We start from the raw sequence: 18,790 nt of genomic DNA, 5'->3' as shown, positions 1-18,790 counted from the left end.
TTGTGCTACTGAGGTGCGATCCGGGCCGCGAGCCGACGATGGCTCCGGCCCCAGCCAAGGGATCATCGCAGATGCTTCGCGCCAACTCCCTCGTTCGCAAGGCCGCCGTCCGCCCCGAGCGCGTCGCGGACACGCTCGGTCTCGCGCACCGCGACCGCAATCGCGGCGGCGTGACCGCGACGACGGCGGGCGGGCTCGAGATCGAGATCGCGCTCGACAAGCCGGCAGTGCTGAACGACGGCGATGCCCTCAAGCTGGAGGATGGCCGTCTCGTGCAGGTCAGGGCCGTGCCCGAAAGCCTGCTGGCGGTTCGTGCCGAGAACCCGCTGCGGCTGACGCGCCTCGCCTGGCATCTCGGCGGCCATCACGTCCCGGCCGAAATGACGGCCGATGCGCTCTACGTCCCCAACGATCCGGCGCTGGCTGAGCTGGTGCGCGGGCAGGGCTGCGCGATGACGCCGGTCGAGCGGCCTTTCCAGCCGGAGCCGGAGGTGCATCACCACGCCCATGGCGACGATTGCGGCTGCGGCCACGACCATCATCACCATGGCCATCACGATCATGACCATGGCCCCGACCACCACGGTCATGCGCATGAGCACAAGCATGAGCACGGCCACAAGCACGAGCATGCCCATGGTGAAGGTTGCGGCTGCGGTCATGATCACGACCATCATGGGCACGGCCACCACGATCATGGTCACGGTCATGGCGCCGCGCATGGCCACAAGGGCCATTCCCACGACCACTGAGGCGGATGCAGCGCGTCATGCTCGGGCTCGGCCCGAGCATCGCGGGCCGTGAGCGCACTTTTGCCGGAGATTTTCGGGTCCGCGCTTCGCTTCGCCCGAGAACCACGGCTGACGGTCTTTGCAGAAAGGCGGGCGCTTAGCCCGCCTTTCGAGTTTCAGGCGTCGTAGCCCTTGACCTGCGCCAGCGCCGTCATCACGCCGCGCAGCTCCGCGAGCCCACGCAGGCGGCCAACGGCCGGGTAGCCCGGAAAAGAGCCCTTGCCGAGGTCGTCGAGCAGTTCGTGGCCGTGGTCGGGCCGCATCGGAATTTGCCAGGCGGTGAGGCCCGCGGCCTTGCGGCGCTGTTCCTCGGCCATCAGCGCGTCGACCAGCGCGACCATGTCGGTGTCGCCGCCGAGATGCTCGGCCTCCATGAAGGAGCCGTCGGGGTCCTTGGCGACGTTGCGCAGATGCGCGAACCAGATCCTGTCGGCGAAGCGACGCGCGATGCCCGGAACGTCGTTCTTCGGATTGGCGCCGAGCGAGCCGGAACAGAGCGTCAGTCCGTTCGCGGGAGAATCGACGGCGTCGAGGATATAGGCGATGTCATCCTCGTCCGAGCAGATGCGCGGCAGGCCGAAGAGCGGCCGCGGCGGATCGTCCGGGTGGATGCACATCCGGATGCCGACCTCCTCGGCCGTCGGGATGATCGCTTCGAGGAAGCGCTTCAGGTTCTCGCGCAGCTTCTCATGGGTGATGCCGGCATAGCGTTCGAGAATGCGTGCGAGGCCGGGCAGGTCGTAGCGGTCGAAGGCGCCGGGCAGACCGGCCATGACGCTGGAGAGCAGCCGGTCGCGATCGGCCTGTGTCGACCTCTCGAACCAGGCCTTGGCCTTGTCCATCACGTCGGCCGAATGGCCCTCGTCGGCGCCCTTGCGCTTCAGCATGAAGTGGTCGAGCGCGACATATTCGTGCAGGTTGAAGCGCAGGGCCGTGCCGCCGCCGGGCAGCTTGTGGGCGAGCTCGGTGCGGGTCCAGTCCAGCACCGGCATGAAATTGTAGCAGATCACCTCGAGCCCGCAGGCGGCGAGGTTGCGCATCGACTGGCGGTAGTTCTCGAAGATGGTTTCGAGGTCGCCTTCGCCGATCTTGACGCTCTCATGGATCGGCAGGCTCTCGACCACCTTCCATTCCAGGCCGAGGCTCCTGTCCGAACGGACAATGGCCTGGCGCTTCTCGATCTCCTCGACGCTCCAGACTACGCCATAGGGAATCTGGTGCAGCGAATTGACAATGCCGCTCGCGCCGGCCTGCCGGGCCTGTGCCAGAGTCACGACATCGTCCGGCCCGAACCAGCGCCAGCATTGTTCCATGGTCTTGTATCCTCGTGAGAAATGTCGCTGTGCGGAGGGCGGCGTCAGGGGCCTTCGTGGGCGAGCCTGGAATCGTCGAAGGCGTCGGCATGATCCTTCGCGATGGTGTCGATCGTCGCGAAGACGGTCCGCAGATGCGCGCGCATAGCGGCCTCCGCTCCCTTCGCGTCATGCTTGATGACGCAGGCTGCAATGATCCTGTGCTCGTTCAGGATCACTTCAGACCAGGAGGGCGTTTCCAGGGAGAGGCAGCGCACCCGGTCCATCTGCGCTTTCACGCCCTCGATCATGCTCCAGACGGCGCGATGGCCGGCGATGCGCGAGATCTCCGCGTGGAAAACCTCGTCCAGACGGAAGATCTCCGCCCGGTCCTGCCGCAGTACGGCCTGCGCCTGTGCGTCGATCTGCGCTTCGAGCCGGCGGCAATCGGCCTCGCCGATGCGCTGCGCGGCCAGCACGACCGTGCGGCACTCCAGCGTCTCGCGGACGAACTGGCTGTCGTGCACGGCCGCCAGATCGATCGGTGCGACGAAGGTGCCGACCTGAGGCACCGCGACGAGGAAACCTTCATCGACGAGCCGCTTGAACGCCTCGCGCACGGGCGTGCGGCTGACGCCGAAGCGCAGCGCCATCCGCGCCTCCGACATCGACTCGCGCGGCTTCAGCGCGCCGCTGATGATGTCGGTGCGCAGCATGCTGTAGATCTGATCCGTGCTATGACGGCTTGCCGGATGGGCCATTGCCAAGCTCTTGACGACTAGTATACTAGGATACCGATTAACCGGGGCTTGCGTCAACTTGGCAGGGCCGGGCGGTTGATAGGCGGGTGTCGGATGGCGGCGGCCGGACCTGCGCAAGACAAGAAGCAAAGAAGCGGAACCCCGCATCTGGAGGAGATAACATGGCTCAGGACAGCATCAATCGTCGTCACTTCCTCGGCGGCGTCGCCGGCCTCGGCGCAGCCGTACATGCGCCGGGAGTCTTCGCGCAGCAGCCGAAAGTCCCGGCTTCGCCGGTCACGATCAGCGTCGTCGACGTCGGCGGCGCCCTGGCGCTGGTGCAGACGCCGCTCGAGAACTATCCCAAGATGAAGCCGAAGATGGCTTCACGCATGGTCTTCACCAAGGCGCCGGCTCCCGAGCTGCCCTCGAAGATCAAGGCCCAGCAGAGCGCCGGCCGCCTCGACATCGATCTGGTCATCGGCGGGCTCGACGTGCTGTCGGCAGGCATCGACCAGAAGCTCTGGGTCGAACTGCTGCCCCAATTCGCTTCGGAGTTGCCGAAGCCTGAGGACATCTACCTGAAGCCTGCGCTGGCCATGCACAATCTCGGTTCGGGCCAGGGCATGGCGATGGTGTACTATCCGTCCGGCCCGCTGCTCGAGTACATGCCCGATCGGGTCAAGCAGGTTCCGACCTCGGCCGAGGAGCTGCTGGCCTGGACCAAGCAGAACAAGAACCGCTTCTTCTATGGGCGCCCGGCCAATTCCGGCCCCGGTCGCACCTGGATCATGGGGCTGCCCTATCTCCTCGGCGACAAGGACCCCAAGGACCCGGAGAAGGGCTGGGACAAGACCTGGGCCTACCTCAAGGAGCTCGGCGAGAACATCGACTACTACCCCGGCGGCACCGGGCAGACGATGAAGGAGCTGGGTGACGGCACGCGCGACATCATCGTCAGCACCACGGGCTGGGACATCAACCCGCGCGTCCTGGGCATCGTGCCGAAGGAAGCCAAGGTCCAGACCCTGAAGGGCTTCCACTGGGTCACGGACGCCCAGTACATGATGATCCCGAAGGGTGTTTCCGACGAGAAGCTCGCGGTGCTGCTCGATCTGATCCGCCACATGCTGACGCCGCAGCAGCAGGCCTACACCTATGACGAGGGCTATTTCTATCCCGGTCCGGCGGTGAAGGATGTCCCGCTCTCGATGGCTCCGGAATCCAGCCAGAAGGCCATCGCCGAGTTCGGTCGCCCCGAATACGAGAAGATGATCGCCGACAACCCCATGGAAACACCGCTGACTCCCGAGAAGATGGTTGCGGCTTTCCGCATCTGGGACGAGCAGGTCGGCGGCGCCAAGAAGAAGTAACGACCGGCCGGGTGGCGGGCTTCGCGATCGGGGAGCCCGCCACCCGTCACCATTCGATCCAGCTCTCCAGATTCCGGACGCCATGACCATCAACGCAGCCTCTTTCCGCGAGCTCAGGCTCGATCGCCTGAGCCGCGACTTCGGCAGCCACAACGCCCTCAAGGACGTATCGCTGACGATCGGCAAGGGCGAATTCATCGCCCTTCTCGGCCCTTCAGGTTGCGGCAAGTCGACGACGCTGAACCTGATCGCGGGCCTGCTGCCGGCGACCGGCGGCGGCATCTGGCTCGACGACAAGCGCATCGACCCGCTGCGGCCGGAGGAGCGCGGTTTCGGCATGGTGTTCCAGAACTATGCGCTCTTCCCGCATATGAGCGTGAACAGGAATATCGGCTTCGGCCTGAAGATGCGCGGCGTTCCCAAGGCCGAGATCGATCGGCGCGTGGCTGAAGCGGCAGCGCTGGTGCGCCTGCAGGGCCAGACCGAGAAACTGCCCGGCCAGCTTTCCGGCGGCCAACAGCAGCGCGTCGCCATCGCCCGTGCCATCGTGGTGGAGCCGCCGCTGGTGCTGATGGACGAGCCGCTCTCGAATCTCGACGCCAAGCTGCGCCTCGAGATGCGCGCCGAAATCCGCCGCATCCACAACACGCTCGGCGCGACCACGATCTACGTCACCCACGATCAGGAAGAGGCGCTTTCGCTCGCCGACCGCATCGTCGTGCTGCGCGACGGCGTCGTGCGCCAGGTCGGCACGCCGGAGGACCTGTTCTCGCGCCCGGACCATCTCGACGTCGCGGAGTTCATGGGCTTCCGCAACAAGGTGAAGGGCAAGGTCGCGAACGCCGCCGATGGCCGCGCCACGGTCGCCGTCGGCGATGCGCAGATCGCGGGCCGCACCCGAACCGAGGTGACGGCCGGCGCGGGGGCCTGGCTCGCCATCCGGCCCGAGGACCTGCAGCCCGTCGCCGCCGGCCAGCCGGGCCTTGACGCCCAGGTGGTCTCGACCGAGTTCCGCGGCCGCGAATTCGTCGGCTTCGCCCGCATGGCCGACGGTACGGACCTCTCCTTCCTCGCCCATGACAAGCTGTCGCCGGGCGAGGCGGTGACGCTCGCGGCCGATCCGGACCGGGTTCTGGTCTACGGAGCCGCGGCATGACCACCGTTGCTCCTTCCATCCCGCTGAAGCAGCGGCTGGCGGCGCGCGGGCTCGACGGTCTCACGCTGCTGGTCGTGCCGGCCATCCTGTTCGTGCTGCTGCTGTTCATCTACCCGTTCCTTTACGGGCTCTTCCTGTCCTTCGAGCCGAAGGCGGGCGGCGTCTTCGCCAACTACCAGCGCTTCTTCTCCGATTCCTTCCTGTACGGCACCATCGCGACGACGCTCTGGCTGGCGCTGCCGGTGACGATCGTGACCCTGGCTCTGGCGATCCCGATCGCCTTCCGTGTCCGGCTGATGCGCAACCAGCGCCTGCTGACCACGATCCTCGTGATCCCGATCACGCTCGGCACGGTTCTCGTGGCCGAGGGCCTGCTGAACTATCTCGGTCCGCAGGGCTGGTTCAACCGCACGCTCATGACGCTCGGCATCATCTCCTCGCCGGTGAAGTTGCTCCACAACTACTGGGGCGTGATGCTCTCGCTGGTCATCACCGGCTTCCCCTTCACCTTCCTGCTGACGCTCTCCTATCTCTCGGGCATCGATCCGGCCCTGGAGAATGCGGGCGCGACGCTGGGCGCGGGACCGTGGGAGCGCTTCAAGCACATCCTTTTCCCATTGCTGTTGCCGGGGCTGGCGATCACCTTCTGCCTCAGTTTCGTGCAAGCCTTCTCGGTCTTTCCGTCGGCGGTGCTGCTCGGGGCCCCGGCGGGGCCGACGCGCGTCATCTCGATCGCAGCCTATCAGGCGGCCTTCGAGGAATACGATTACTCCATGGCCTCGGCGGTCGCGATGATCATGGCGGTGGTGCAGCTCGCCATCGTCGTCGCGGTGCTGGCGGCGCGCGGCCTGCTCTATCGCGGCCCGGCTGGCGGCGGAAAGGGCTGATCCCATGGTGAAAGACACCCGTCTCTCGACGAAGCTCTGGGCGGCCGCGAACTGGACGCTGATCGGCTTCTTCATCGTCAACCTCTTCGCGATGATCGCGACGGTGGTGACCTCTTCCTTCGCCACGCGCTGGCTCGGCACCTGGCTGCCGGCCGGCTGGACGACGCGGTGGTATTCCGCCGCCTGGTCGGAGTTCCAGCTTCATGACGTGCTGTTCGTCACCTTCCAGATCGTCTTCCTGGTGGTGGCGCTGTCGGGCCTGATCGGCGTGCCGGCGGCCTATGCGCTGGCGCGGCGGGACTTCCCCGGCAAGAAGCTCGTCATGCTGCTCTTCCTGCTGCCGCTGCTGGTGCCGCCGATCACCTTCGGCATCCCGCTGGCGACGGTGCTCTACCAGACCGGCTTCGCCGGCCAGATGTCCGGCGTCGTGCTGGCGAACCTCGTGCCGACGGTCCCCTTCGTCATCCTGGTGATGATCCCCTTCATCGAGCAGATCGACACCAAGATCGAGCAGGCGGCGCGCGTGTTCGGCGCCAACACCTTCAAGCTCTTCGTGCATGTGCTGCTGCCGCTGCTGATGCCCGGCATCCTGGCGGCGCTGCTGCTGGTGCTGGTCAGGACGCTCGCCATGTTCGAATTGACCTTCCTGACCGCTGGCCCGACCAGCCAGACGCTGGTCGTCGCGCTCTACTACGCGGTCTTTGCCTCGGGCGTGCGCGCCGTGCAGTCGATCGACGCCATGGCCGTGATCTACATGGTCACCACGCTGATCTGGCTGATCATCGCGCTGCGCTTCGTCAACCCGACGCAGATCGTCGCCCGCGCCAAGAGGTGAGGGCGGCGGCCCGGGCGTGCAAAACCCGGCCGAATGCTATAGGGGAGCGGCCATGACCGCGCCGCTCCCGACCATGCGCTTCTCCGTCGCGCCGATGATGGATTGGACCGACCGGCATTGCCGGACGATCCATCGCCTGATGTCGCGCCATGCGCTGCTCTACACCGAGATGGTGACGGCGCTCGCGGTCATCCATGGCGACCGGGAGCGCCTGATCGGCCTCGACGCGATGGAGCATCCCGTCGCGCTGCAGCTCGGCGGCAACGATCCGCAACTGCTTGCCGAAGCCGCGCGGATCGGCGCCGATTTCGGTTACGGCGAGATCAATCTGAATTGCGGCTGCCCGTCCGATCGTGTCCAGGGCGGCGCCTTCGGCGCCTGCCTGATGCGCGAGCCGGCGCTGGTCGGCGAATGCGTCGCCGCGATGAAGGCGGCGGTTTCGGTTCCCGTGACGGTGAAATGCCGCATCGGCGTCGACGATCAGGACCCGGAAATCGCGCTCGACGCCCTGACCGCGGCGGTTCGCACGGCGGGCGTCGATGGGTTGATCGTCCATGCTCGCAAGGCCTGGCTGCAGGGACTTTCGCCGAAAGAAAACCGCGAAATCCCGCCACTCGATTATGAGCGGGCCTATCGCCTCAAGGCAGCCAATCCCGACCTGCCGGTCGCGATCAACGGCGGCATCAGGGCTCCGTCCGAGTGGCTGCCGCATTTGGAACGGCTCGACGGCGTCATGGTCGGCCGCGAGGCCTATCAGAATCCGGAGATCCTGCTCGCGGTCGATCCGCTGCTGTTCGGCCGCGAGGCGCCGGTCTCCGACGCCTTCGCGATGCTCGATGCACTGGAGCCGCATATTGCGGCCCATCTGCAGCGGGGTGGCCGGCTGCACGCCTTCACGCGGCATCTCGTCGGCCTGTTTCCGGGCCGTCCGGGCGCCCGGCTGTTCCGCAGGCACCTCGCCGAGCATTGCGTCCAGGTCGGTGCGGGCCTGGCGGATCTGCGCGCGGCGGTCGGCCATGTCGCGCGGCGCGGGTGGGGTGCGGCCGACGCCGCCTGACCCATCCTGTTTCGGGCGGAGCGCGCCCGGGCTTGAACCCGACTTATTCGATCGGATCATCGTCGAAAGCCGTTCCCGGAAGGCGAACGGCGCTGACCGGCCGCGCGCTGGTCGGCGAATGCTGCGACGGATTGACACGGCGCGAAGAGGCTAGTTAATTCACTCAAGGTATCAACTTTGCAGGTTGATGCACAAAGGGGATTATCATGGCGGAAGCTGCCGGCTCGGATTCGTCGCTCTGGCAAGGTGCGTTGGCGGGGATCGCGGCGCGGACGCGCGGCAACATCGTCGCCATGAGCCGAAAGGCGGAGGAGGCGGTCACGGCGCCACATGATCCGGGCGCCTTCCCGGCGCGGTGGCGCCTCGCCGTGGCGGCGCGCATCGCCAATCTCAATGGTCTCGCCGACATCGCCGGGCACTATCTGGCAGGGGTCTCGGATCCGGCTTTGCGGGCGCTCGCCGAGCCTTCGGCGGCCGGGCGGGACGATCGCGAAAGGGCCGTGCTTGCCTTCATGGACAAGGTCGCCGCCGAGACGCGCGCTGTAGCCGCAGAGGACATCGAGGGGCTGAAGGCGGCCGGCGTCGCCGACGCCGATATCGTCCGCTTGTGCGAGCTGAACGCCTTCATGAGCTACCAGGCGCGCGTTTTCGCCGGGCTCGCGATCCTGCAGGGAGAATCCGCATGAGCCGGGTCGTGCATCGCTTCACCCGTACCGTGCCCGAGTGGCGCCCGCGGGTCACGCCGGTCGATCTCGCCGAGGCTACGCCCGAGCAGCGCGAGGCGCTCAAGATCACGCCGTCGAACACCAAGGTGTCGGACTACGTGCTGGTGCTGGCGCATGATCCCGAGACGCTGTCGGTGCGCTCGCCGCTGTTCAACGCGATCATGTACGATTCCGGCGGTATGAGCCGGGCGGAGCGCGAGATCGGCGCGATCGGCGCTTCGATCGTCAACCGCTGCATCTACTGCGCCGCGGTGCATGCATCCCGCCACGCCCAGCTCGCCAAGGACACCGCCGTTACGGACGAGCTGTTCGCTCGCGGCGAGAAGGCGGCGCTGCCGCCGCGCGAGCAGGCGATCTTCGACTTCTCGGTCAAGCTGTCGCAGACGCCGCCGGCCGTGACCGAAGCCGATGCTGCCTGTCTGCGCGAGGCCGGCCTGAGCGAGGCGGAGATCGTCGATCTCATCCTCTCCACGGCGCTGTTCGGCTGGGCCAACCGCCTGATGCACGTCTTGGGCGACCCCGTCCGCAACGACGATTAGAGCTTTCTCGAGCGAAGCTGGGTACCGGCTGGCATGAAGAACATGCGCCAAAGCGGGAGGCTGGGGCAGTTCCACGGCTCGAAGAAGCGTGGGAGCGTCCCCGGATGAGCCGCCTCAAGATCCTGGAGGCCTATCTGCAGGTCGCCTCGCTCGGCAGCGTCACTGCGGCGGCGAAGCATCTCGGCGTGTCCCAGCCTTCGGTCAGCCGCATGATCCAGGAATTGGAGCGCGATCTGGGCCAGCCCTTGTTCGAGCGGGCCGGCCAGCGCCTGGTGCTGACGCCGAAGGGCATGGTTCTGCGCGATGACGTCGAGCGGGCGCTCGCCGGCTTCGTCAACCTCTGGGAGCGCGCCCGCGAGATCGTCGGCGAGGCCGAGCCACCGATCCGCATCTCGGCGGTGTCCGCGCTTGCCTTCGGTCTGCTGACGGACGCCTGGCAGGCGGCCGGCGAGGGAGCCGACGCGCCGCGTCTCATGGTCGAAGTGGAAAACCCGGACCGCGTGCAGAATGCCGTGATCTCCGGCAATGCCCAGATCGGCGCGACCAGCGCGCCGCTGCTGCATCGGGACCTAGTTCTGGAATGGCTGGGGACGGCGCCCTGCGTGCTGGCGGTGCGGGAGGACGATCCGCTCGCGCGTGCCGATGGCCCGGTGGAGCTGCGCGCGCTCGCGGGGCGCAATCTCGTCGGGATGTCGCTGCGCCGGGGCGTTCCGGCCCGCATCCGTGCCACTCTCGATGCCGCGGGCGTCGATGTTCGCGTCAAGGTTCGCACGACCTCGACGATGAACGCGCTCTCCTTCATCCGGGCGGGGGCGGGCATCGCCATCGTCGAGCCGTTGACGCTGACAGCCGACACGCTGCCCGGCATTCGAATCCTGCCGCTGGCCGAAGCGATCCCCTATTGCTTCGGTGCGGTGACCGCGCGCGGCGTCGCGGTGCCGGACAAGGCGCGCGAACTGATCGCGGCCATGCAGAACGCGGCCGAGCGCCGGCTCGACGATTTCACCTTGATCCCGCCGGAGGAGCATCAGGCGCTCCTCGCATCGCTGACCAAACAGGAGGCGCGGCTGTGATGGCCGATCCGAATATCGAAGGGCTGGAGGTGCTGAACCGCCGCGTCGCCCGCGAGCTAGAGCTGCTCACCTTGCCGGCAGCGCCCTGGGTGCCCGAGCGTGAGGTGGGGGGCGAGCGGCTGCTCGACGTCGCCATCATCGGCGCCGGCATGGCCGGGCTCGCGGCGGCGGCCGCCATGCGCAATCTCGGCCTGAACGTGGTGAATTACGACCGCCGGCCGCGCGGCTTCGAAGGTCCATGGGCGACGACGGCGCGCATGGAGACGCTGCGCTCGCCCAAGACGCTCACCGGCCCGGCGCTCGGCATCCCCTCGCTGACCTTCCGCGCCTGGTTCGAGGCCCAGTTCGGCGCCGCGGACTGGGAGGCGCTCGACAAGATTCCCCGGCTGATGTGGATGGATTACCTGCGCTGGTTCCGCGCGGTGCTGAATCTCGACATCCGCAACCGGCACGACATCGCCGCTATCCATCTCGGCGCCGACTACGCCACGCTCGAGATGGATGGCCCGGCTGGCCGGCAGCGCGTGCTGGCGCGGCATGTCGTGCTGGCGACCGGCCGCGACGGGCTTGGCGGCCCCTATGTGCCGGCGATCGCCGAGAGCCTGCCGCGCGAGCGCTGGGCGCATTCCTCCGACGAGAACGATTATGCCTCGCTGCGCGGCAAGCGCGTCGCGGTGGTTGGTGCGGGCGCCTCGGCCATGGATAGCGCCGGCACCGCCCTGGAGGCCGGCGCGGCCCGTGTCGACCTCCTGATCCGACGCCGCGACATCCCGCGCATCAACCGCGGCAAGGGCATGGGCCATCCCGGCTCCGTGGCCGGCTACCGCTATCTGCCCGATGACTGGAAATGGCGGATCAACGGCTATGTCGCCCGCGAGCAGGTGCCGCCGCCGCGCGCCAGCGTGCTGCGTGTCTCGCGCCATCCCAATGCCTTCTTCCGGCAGGGAACGGCGCTGCTGTCGGCGCGAATGGAGGGCGAAGACATCGTGGTCGAGACCAGCGCCGGGACGATGCGCTTCGACTTCATGATCTTCTCGACCGGCTTCAAGGTCGACTGGGACAATCGTCCTTTCCTTGCCGAGATCGCTGCGCAGGCCCGTTTCTGGAGCGACCGCGACATGCCCGGCGACGCCGAGCCGAGCCTTGGCGCCATGCCCGATCTCGGCCCCGCCTTCGAGTTTCAGCCGAAGGTGCCGGGCGCCAGCCCGGGCCTCGAGCGGGTGCACTGCTTCTGCTACCCGGCGATGATGTCCCACGGCACGGTCTCGGGCGACATTCCGGCGATCAGCGACGGGGCCGAGCGTCTCTCGCAGGCGATCGCCGCGCGGCTGTTCGTCGAGGATGTCGAGACGCATTTCGCCCGCGGCCAGGCCTATGCGGAGCCGGAAATCTTCGGCGACGAATGGGTACCGATCCTGCCGGAAGAGACAGCGGTGCCGGTCTGATGCTGGGTTGGCTGCTCCAGCGCGTCGCGCAGGCGCTCCTCGTCATCGTGGCGATGTCGCTCGTCGTGTTCCTGGGCATGCATGCCATCGGCAACCCGGCCGACATCCTGCTGGCGCCTGACGCGACGCAGGCCGACAGAGCCGAACTCATCGCCCAGCTTGGGCTCGACCGCCCGCTCTGGCAGCAATATCTCAGCTTCGCCGGCAGCGCCCTGCAAGGCGATCTCGGCCGCAGCTTCGTCTACAACGTCCCGGCGGTCACGCTGATCCTGCAGCGCCTGCCGGCGACGCTGGAGCTCGCCATCGCCGCCACCGCCTTTTCCGTCATCTTCGGCGTGCCGCTCGGCCTCTATGCGGGTCTCTACCCGGAACGGCGCCTCTCGAAGCTGATCACCACCGGCAGCATCCTCGGCTTCTCCCTGCCGACCTTCTGGGTCGGTCTCCTGCTGATCATGACCTTCAGCGTCTATTTCGGCTGGCTGCCAGCGAGCGGGCGCGGCGAGACGGTCCATCTTCTCGGCGCAGACTGGTCGTTCCTGACCTTGAACGGCTGGCGGCACATGCTGCTGCCGGCAATCAACCTGTCGCTTTTCAAGGTCTCGCTGGTGATCCGGCTGACGCGGGCCGGCGTCCGCGAGGTGCTGCCGCTCGACTATGTCCGCTTCGCGCGGGCCAAGGGCCTGCGTCGCGGCCGGATCGTGATGATGCACGTCCTGCGCAACATCATGATCCCGCTTGTCACGGTGCTCGGCCTCGAGCTCGGCTCGACCATCGCCTTCGCGGTCGTGACCGAGAGCATCTTCGCCTGGCCGGGCTCGGGCAAGCTCATCCTGGACAGCATCAACGCGCTCGACCGGCCGGTGGTCATGGCCTACCTGCTCGTGGTGGTGACGCTCTTCGTCGTCATCAACCTCGTCGTCGACATCCTCTATCGCATCCTTGATCCGCGTGTCCGCGAGGAGGCCTCGGCATGACGAGCGCTCCCGTCGCCTCCGGCCGCCGTCCGGCAGTCACCGCGCTGCGCCGCTTCCTGCGCGCGCCGACCGCCGTGATCGGGCTCGCCCTGATGGCGCTGCTGATTCTCGGCGCGGTCTTCGCCCGCGAAATCGCGCCGCAGAACCCCTTCGATCTGGCCGCGATCGACGTGCTCGACGCCAGGCTGCCCCCCGGCTCGGCGTCGATGAGCGGAGATATCACCTATTGGCTCGGTACGGACGGGCAGGGCCGCGACCTGTTCTCCGCCATCCTCTACGGCCTGCGCACCAGCCTGACCGTCGGCGTCGGCTCGGCGCTGCTGGCCGGCATCCTCGGTATCCTGCTCGGGCTGATCGCAGCCTGGAGCGGCGGCATCGTCGATGCGCTGATCATGCGGCTCGTCGACCTGATCATGTCGCTGCCCTCGATCCTCGTCGCCCTGCTGATGCTCGCGCTGCTCGGCCGCGGCATCGGCAATGTCGTGCTGACGCTGGTGCTGCTGGAATGGGCCTATTACGCCCGCACCGCCCGCGCCCAGGCGCTGGTCGAACGCAAGCGCGACTATTTCGAGGCGGCTCGCGGGCTCGGCCTCCCGACCTACCGCATCCTGCTGCGCCATGTCCTGCCCAACTGCCTGCCGCCGCTGCTCGTCATCGCGGCGCTGCAGGTGGCGCGCGCCATCACCCTGGAGGCGACGCTCTCCTTCCTCGGGCTGGGGGCGCCGGTGACGCAGCCCTCGCTTGGCCTGCTGATCGCCAACGGCTTCCAGTTCATGCTTTCCGGAGAGTACTGGATCAGCTTCTTCCCGGGCCTGACGCTGCTGCTGGCGATCGTCGCGATCAATCTCGTCGGCGACCGGTTGCGGGAAGTGCTCGACCCGAGGGCGCTGCGATGACCGCGCCGCTGCTCGAACTCCGCCATCTGCGCACCCGCTTCCGCACCGACCGCGGCGATCTCGACGCGGTGCGCGACGTCTCCTTCACGCTGCGGGCCGGCGAGACGCTCGGCCTCGTCGGCGAGAGCGGTTCCGGCAAGTCGGTCACCGGCTTCTCGATCATGGGGTTGATCGATCCGCCCGGCCGGATCGTCGGCGGTGAGATCCTGTTCCGTGGCCACGACCTGACCAAGCTCGACGAGGAGAGCCTGCGCCGCCTGCGCGGCAATCGCATCGCCATGGTCTTCCAGGACCCGATGATGACGCTGAATCCCGTGCTGCGGATCAGCACGCAGATGATCGAGACCATTCGCGCGCACGAGTCGATCGACGAGGCCTCGGCGCGGGTGCGCGCCCGCGACGCGCTCGGCGCGATGGGTATCCCAAGCCCAGAGGCGCGGCTCGACGCCTACCCGCACCAGCTCTCGGGCGGCATGCGCCAGCGCGTCGCCATTGCCATCGCCCTGATCAACAAACCAGACCTCGTCATCGCCGACGAGCCGACGACGGCGCTGGACGTCTCGATCCAGGCGCAGATCCTGGCCGAGGTGCAGCAACTCACCCGTGAAGCCGGTACGGCGCTGCTCTGGATCACGCACGACCTCTCGGTGATCGCCGGCATCGCCGACGAGATCGCGGTGATGTATGCCGGCCGCATCGTCGAGCAGGGAGGGGTCGATGCGGTGCTCGACCGGCCGAGCCATCCCTACACCGCCGGCCTTATCGGCAGCCTGCCGGGGGCGAGCGCCCCGGGCTCGATGCTCGTCCAGATCCCCGGCACCACACCGGACATGGTCGATCCGCCACAGGGCTGCGCCTTCGGCCCGCGCTGCGCGCGCCGCGCCGAGGACTGCGCCCGGCAGCCCGGCTTCACGGAAGGGGCGCACAGGCTGCGCTGCTTCCATCCCCTGTCCGGTCCCGCTTCGCCGGCCGAGGTGGCGGCATGACGACGAAGCCTACCACCACCGCTCCGGCGCTGGAGACGCGCAATGTGAGTCGCCGCTTCGGCCGCGCAGAGGGGCTTGCGGTCAGACTGCATCTCGCCAGGCGGCGGCCCGTCATCCACGCGCTCGACGGTATCGATCTCACGATCCCGACGGGCGAGTTCGTCGGCCTGGTCGGCGAGTCCGGATCGGGCAAGTCGACGCTCGGGCGCATCGCCGCCGGGCTGCTGTCGCCGAGCGATGGTGCCGTCAGCGTGTTCGGGCGCGACCCGCAGGGCGACCGCTCTGTCCATCGCGACGTGCAGCTCATCTTCCAGGATCCGCAGGCGAGCCTCAATCCGCGCATGCGCGTCGCTTCGGCGATCGGCGAGGCGCCCCTCGTCCATGGCATTGTCGGCCGCGCCGAACTCGATGACTATGTCTGCGCCCAGATGCGCCGTGCCGGCCTCGACCCGGCCTATCGCCAGCGCTTCCCGCATCAGTTTTCCGGCGGCCAGCGTCAGCGCATCTCGATCGCGCGTGCACTGGCTATGCAGCCGCGCTTTCTCGTTTGCGACGAGTCGGTCGCATCGCTCGACGTTTCGATCCAGGCGCAGATCCTCAACCTGTTCATGCAACTGCGGCGCGATCTCGACCTGACCTATCTGTTCATCAGCCACGATCTGCGCGTGGTGCAGCATGTCGCCGACCGCGTCGTCATCATGTATCTCGGGCGCATCGTCGAGGACGCGCCGGCGCGTCAGTTCTTCGCCCATCCCAATCACCCCTATACGCAGGGGCTGCTGGCCGAGATTCCCGACCTCAAGCAGCGGCGCCGGGTCTATGCTCCCGTCAAGGGCGAGATCCCGAGCCCGGCCGCGCCGCCGCCCGGCTGCCATTTCCACCCGCGTTGTCCGGTCGCCTTCGACCGCTGCCGCATCGAGCGGCCTGCCCTGCGCGAGATCGCGCCGGGCCATCGTTCCGCCTGCCACCTCAACGACGCGCCCGAAGGGGAACGCCGCGCGCCAACAGGAGAGATCGCATGACGACAAGACTGAGCACGCTTGCCCTTTCCGCGGCACTGATCGTCGCGGGAGGGACCGCCTGGGCCGAGGATCTGCGCATCGGCTTCGCCGATCCGGTCTCCGCGATCGACCCCGAGCTCAACAATTATGCCGGCGACCATTCGGTGGCGCAGCACTTCTTTCCGGCGATCGTCGCGCAGAAGACGATCGGCGGCATGGTTCCGGGCCTTGCCGAGTCCTGGAAGAACACCTCGCCCACCACCTGGGAATTCAAGATCCGCGACAAGGCGGTCTGGACCGACGGCCAGCCGGTGACGGCAGACGATATCGCGTTCTCCTATCAGCGCGCGCAGAGCGTTCCGGGATCGGTGGCGAGCTTCAAGAGTTTCCTGCGCAGCGTCGCCAAGGTCGAGGTCAAGGATCCGCACACGCTGGTCATCACCACCAAGGCGCCCGATCCGCTGCTGCCGATCAACCTCTCCAGCATCTATGTCGTCAGCAGGCATGTCGGCCAGACCGCGACGACCGACGACTACAACAGCGGCAAGGCGATGGTCACCGACGGCCCCTACGCCTTCGTCAGCTACACCCCCGGCGACCGTATCGAGATGAAGCGCAACGACACCTACTGGGGGCCGAAGGCCCAGTGGGACAAGGTGAGCTATCGCTACATCGCCAATCCCGCGGCGCGCACCGCGGCGCTGCTCTCCGGCGATGTCGACATGATCGACAAGGTCTCCTTCTCCGACATCGAGAAGCTCGAGAAGAACCCCAGGGTGAAGGTCTGGTCCTATCCCGGCCTGCGCGTGCTGATCCTGCAGCCGAGCTTCAACCCGGCTCCCTCGAAGTTCATCACCGACAAGGCCGGCAAGCCGCTCGACAAGAATCCGCTGCTCGACGTGCGCGTCCGCAAGGCGCTCAACATGGCGATCAACCGCGACGCCATCGCCGACCGTGTCGCCCGCGGCGGCGTCACCGTCGCGACGCAATGGATGCCGGCCGACACCTTCGGCTACAACCCCGACTACGCCAAGATCGCCGTCGATCCGAGCAAGGCCAAGGCGCTTCTCGCCGAAGCCGGTTATCCGGACGGCTTCAAGCTGACCATCCATGTGCCGGGCGAGCGCTATCCGCTGGCGCCGGAGACGGCTCAGGCGGTCGCCCAGTTCTGGACCCGCATCGGCGTCGAGACCCAGGTCGAGGTGGTGCCCTTCTCGGTCTATGTCTCCGGCGCCAACAAGAACGAATATGCGATGAGCATGATCGGCTGGGGCAACGGCACCGGCGAGGGCACCTATGCGATGACCTCGATCCTCGCCACCAACGACCCCGCCAAGGGACTCGGCGCCTCGAACTGGGGCCGCTACGGCAACCCGAAGCTGGACGATGCCCTCGCCAGGGCCGGGGCTGAATTCGACGATGCCAAGCGTGAGGCGATCATCAAGGACGCCGTCAAGGTCGTGATGGACGATGTCGGCGTCATCCCGCTCTACCACTACAAGAACATCTGGGCGAGCCGGCCTGACCTCAAGGTCGTGCCCTGGAACAGCGATCGCACCGTCGCCATGCAGGTCAGCAAGGCGAAGTGACGGGGCTGGAAACCCGGACGTAAGGGAGACGGAAACCGCCATGGCCGCGAGCTTCACGGTCAGTCCCTCGGTCGATCTGATCGACGTGCCGCGCCGGATCGTGCTGGCCGGCTTGCCGACGGGCGCGGAGGTGACCATCGCTGCGGAGACCCCGCGCGATGGTCGGCTCTGGCGGGCGGAAGCGGTCTTCGTTGCGGACGGCGGTGGCGCCGTCGACCTGACGCGGGACGCTCCGGTGCGGGGAGCCTACCAAGGCGTCGCCGCCATGGGCCTGATCTGGGCACAGGAAGGCGAGGGCGAGTTCTTCCACGCCGACATGGCGCGGCCGCTCGAGACCACGCTCACAGCCTCCATCGGCGGCGCGACCGTGGCTTCCGGCAGCTTCACCCAGATTCTGATGGCCGACGGCGTCACCCGCCGGCCCTTGATCGAGGACGGCCTCGTCGGCACGCTGTTCCTGCCGGCTGGCGAGGGCCCGCATCCTGCCATCATGATCCTCAACGGCTCGGGTGGCGGCATCAACGAGCCGCGCGCGGCGCTCTGGGCCTCGCGCGGCGTTGCGGCGCTGGCACTCGGCTATTTCGGCGCGCCGGGCCTGCCGAGATACATCTCGAACACACCGCTCGAATATTTCGCCCGCGCTCTCGACTGGCTGCATGCGACGGTGCGCCCGCTGAATGATTTTGTCGCCGTTGCCGGGCAGTCGCGCGGCGGCGAGCTCGCGCTCTTGCTCGGCGCGACCTTCCCCGACAGGGTCTCGGCGGTGCTGGGCTATGTGCCGAGCGCCTTCGTGCATGGCGGGCAGGCAGCGGCGGATCCCGCTCCCGGGCTCGGTCGCGACGGTCCGTGCTGGACGCTCGATGGAAAGCCGCTCGTCCATCAATGGCAGGACAATCTCACCGCGAGCTGGAAGCCTTACGACGAAGCGAAGGAGTTTCGTCGCAACGCCGACGCCATGCGCACGGCTCTGGGTGATCCCGCCGCCATGGCCCGCGCCCGCATCCCGGTCGAGCGGATCGCCGGCCCTGTCCTGCTGATTTCCGGCGGCGACGATGGCGCCTGGCCTTCGGACCTCTACTCGCTCATCGTGCAGTCGAGCCTGCTCGCCGCCGGTCATCCGCATGAGGTCGTGTGGAAGAACTGGCCGGCTGCCGGCCACTCCATCCTTTTCCCTCATGTGCCTTCGACCCGCATCGCCCATCGCCATCCGGTCTCGGGCATCGCGACGACGATGGGCGGCACGCCCGCTGCCAATGCCGAGGCCAATGACGGCGCCTGGGCTGCCGCCCTCGCGTTCGTTGGGCGGCACGGCGGACGCTAGGCGGCCGGACGGTGTGGGGAAGCCGAAGTTTGCCGCGCCAGCCTTCAATTAGCTTCATAACCCATTGAAATATTTCAGTGCGGCTGTGTTAGCGTTTAGGTTGAGAGTGC

General features: G+C 67.5%; 18 protein-coding genes. 16 read left to right on the top strand and 2 right to left on the bottom strand.

Features of this window, described 5'->3' with window-relative positions:
• The first annotated feature begins 71 nt into the window (after window positions 1-71).
• On the top strand, window positions 72-752 hold the full coding sequence (locus BGO20_RS08020) for an urease accessory protein UreE (protein ID WP_291661319.1): 681 nt from the start codon (window positions 72-74) through the stop codon (window positions 750-752).
• 155 nt (window positions 753-907) lie between these two features.
• Here the strand turns inward: BGO20_RS08020 and uxuA are convergent, their stop codons facing one another.
• The gene (gene uxuA, locus BGO20_RS08015) at window positions 908-2,104 is read right to left on the bottom strand and encodes a mannonate dehydratase (RefSeq protein ID WP_291661318.1); all 1,197 of its coding nucleotides are present in this window, start codon (window positions 2,102-2,104) and stop codon (window positions 908-910) included.
• A gap of 44 nt (window positions 2,105-2,148) precedes the next feature.
• Window positions 2,149-2,844 (bottom strand): GntR family transcriptional regulator, encoded by a 696-nt coding sequence (locus BGO20_RS08010; protein ID WP_291661316.1) that lies wholly within the window; start codon window positions 2,842-2,844, stop codon window positions 2,149-2,151.
• Window positions 2,845-3,005: 161 nt separating this feature from the next.
• Between BGO20_RS08010 and BGO20_RS08005 the strand changes: the two genes are divergently transcribed.
• From BGO20_RS08005 to BGO20_RS07935, 15 genes are all read left to right on the top strand, one after another.
• Complete coding sequence (locus tag BGO20_RS08005; protein WP_291661315.1) at window positions 3,006-4,196, top strand: extracellular solute-binding protein; 1,191 nt, start codon at window positions 3,006-3,008, stop codon at window positions 4,194-4,196.
• An 88-nt stretch (window positions 4,197-4,284) separates the two neighbouring features.
• Complete coding sequence (locus BGO20_RS08000) at window positions 4,285-5,352, top strand: ABC transporter ATP-binding protein (protein ID WP_291661716.1); 1,068 nt, start codon at window positions 4,285-4,287, stop codon at window positions 5,350-5,352.
• Window positions 5,349-6,239 (top strand): ABC transporter permease, encoded by an 891-nt coding sequence (locus BGO20_RS07995; protein WP_291661314.1) that lies wholly within the window; start codon window positions 5,349-5,351, stop codon window positions 6,237-6,239. The genes BGO20_RS08000 and BGO20_RS07995 overlap by 4 nt, the downstream gene beginning before the upstream one ends.
• A 4-nt stretch (window positions 6,240-6,243) precedes the next feature.
• Window positions 6,244-7,074 (top strand): ABC transporter permease, encoded by an 831-nt coding sequence (locus BGO20_RS07990; protein WP_291661313.1) that lies wholly within the window; start codon window positions 6,244-6,246, stop codon window positions 7,072-7,074.
• Window positions 7,075-7,126: 52 nt separating this feature from the next.
• Window positions 7,127-8,131, top strand: a complete 1,005-nt coding sequence (dusA, locus tag BGO20_RS07985; protein ID WP_291661311.1) for a tRNA dihydrouridine(20/20a) synthase DusA — start codon at window positions 7,127-7,129, stop codon at window positions 8,129-8,131.
• Between the two features lie 206 nt (window positions 8,132-8,337).
• A complete protein-coding gene (locus BGO20_RS07980) occupies window positions 8,338-8,817 on the top strand; it encodes a hypothetical protein (protein ID WP_291661309.1) in 480 nt (159 codons plus the stop codon).
• Window positions 8,814-9,395, top strand: coding sequence for a peroxidase-related enzyme (locus BGO20_RS07975; protein ID WP_291661307.1), 582 nt, complete (start codon window positions 8,814-8,816; stop codon window positions 9,393-9,395). The genes BGO20_RS07980 and BGO20_RS07975 overlap by 4 nt, the downstream gene beginning before the upstream one ends.
• A gap of 104 nt (window positions 9,396-9,499) precedes the next feature.
• A complete protein-coding gene (locus tag BGO20_RS07970) occupies window positions 9,500-10,468 on the top strand; it encodes a LysR family transcriptional regulator (RefSeq protein ID WP_291661305.1) in 969 nt (322 codons plus the stop codon).
• Window positions 10,468-11,913, top strand: a complete 1,446-nt coding sequence (locus BGO20_RS07965) for a flavin-containing monooxygenase (RefSeq protein WP_291661304.1) — start codon at window positions 10,468-10,470, stop codon at window positions 11,911-11,913. Before BGO20_RS07970 ends, BGO20_RS07965 begins: the two co-directional genes overlap by 1 nt.
• Window positions 11,913-12,887: an ABC transporter permease gene (locus BGO20_RS07960; protein WP_291661302.1), complete on the top strand. Its 975-nt coding sequence runs from the start codon at window positions 11,913-11,915 to the stop codon at window positions 12,885-12,887. Before BGO20_RS07965 ends, BGO20_RS07960 begins: the two co-directional genes overlap by 1 nt.
• Window positions 12,884-13,783, top strand: a complete 900-nt coding sequence (locus BGO20_RS07955) for an ABC transporter permease (RefSeq protein WP_291661301.1) — start codon at window positions 12,884-12,886, stop codon at window positions 13,781-13,783. Before BGO20_RS07960 ends, BGO20_RS07955 begins: the two co-directional genes overlap by 4 nt.
• Window positions 13,780-14,769 carry an ABC transporter ATP-binding protein gene (locus tag BGO20_RS07950; protein ID WP_291661299.1) on the top strand — a complete coding sequence of 330 codons (990 nt, stop codon included), beginning with the start codon at window positions 13,780-13,782 and terminating at the stop codon, window positions 14,767-14,769. Before BGO20_RS07955 ends, BGO20_RS07950 begins: the two co-directional genes overlap by 4 nt.
• Window positions 14,766-15,791 (top strand): ABC transporter ATP-binding protein, encoded by a 1,026-nt coding sequence (locus tag BGO20_RS07945; RefSeq protein ID WP_291661298.1) that lies wholly within the window; start codon window positions 14,766-14,768, stop codon window positions 15,789-15,791. Before BGO20_RS07950 ends, BGO20_RS07945 begins: the two co-directional genes overlap by 4 nt.
• Window positions 15,788-17,359 (top strand): ABC transporter substrate-binding protein, encoded by a 1,572-nt coding sequence (locus BGO20_RS07940; RefSeq protein ID WP_291661297.1) that lies wholly within the window; start codon window positions 15,788-15,790, stop codon window positions 17,357-17,359. Before BGO20_RS07945 ends, BGO20_RS07940 begins: the two co-directional genes overlap by 4 nt.
• Window positions 17,360-17,399: 40 nt before the next feature.
• Window positions 17,400-18,680, top strand: coding sequence for an acyl-CoA thioester hydrolase/BAAT C-terminal domain-containing protein (locus tag BGO20_RS07935; RefSeq protein WP_291661295.1), 1,281 nt, complete (start codon window positions 17,400-17,402; stop codon window positions 18,678-18,680).
• The last annotated feature ends 110 nt before the right edge of the window (window positions 18,681-18,790 follow it).

This window comes from Allobosea sp. 67-29 (assembly GCF_001898115.1).
Taxonomy (GTDB): domain Bacteria; phylum Pseudomonadota; class Alphaproteobacteria; order Rhizobiales; family Beijerinckiaceae; genus Allobosea.
The sequence above is the reverse complement of the archived record's forward strand: the minus strand, read 5'-3'. Positions and strand labels throughout refer to the sequence as shown.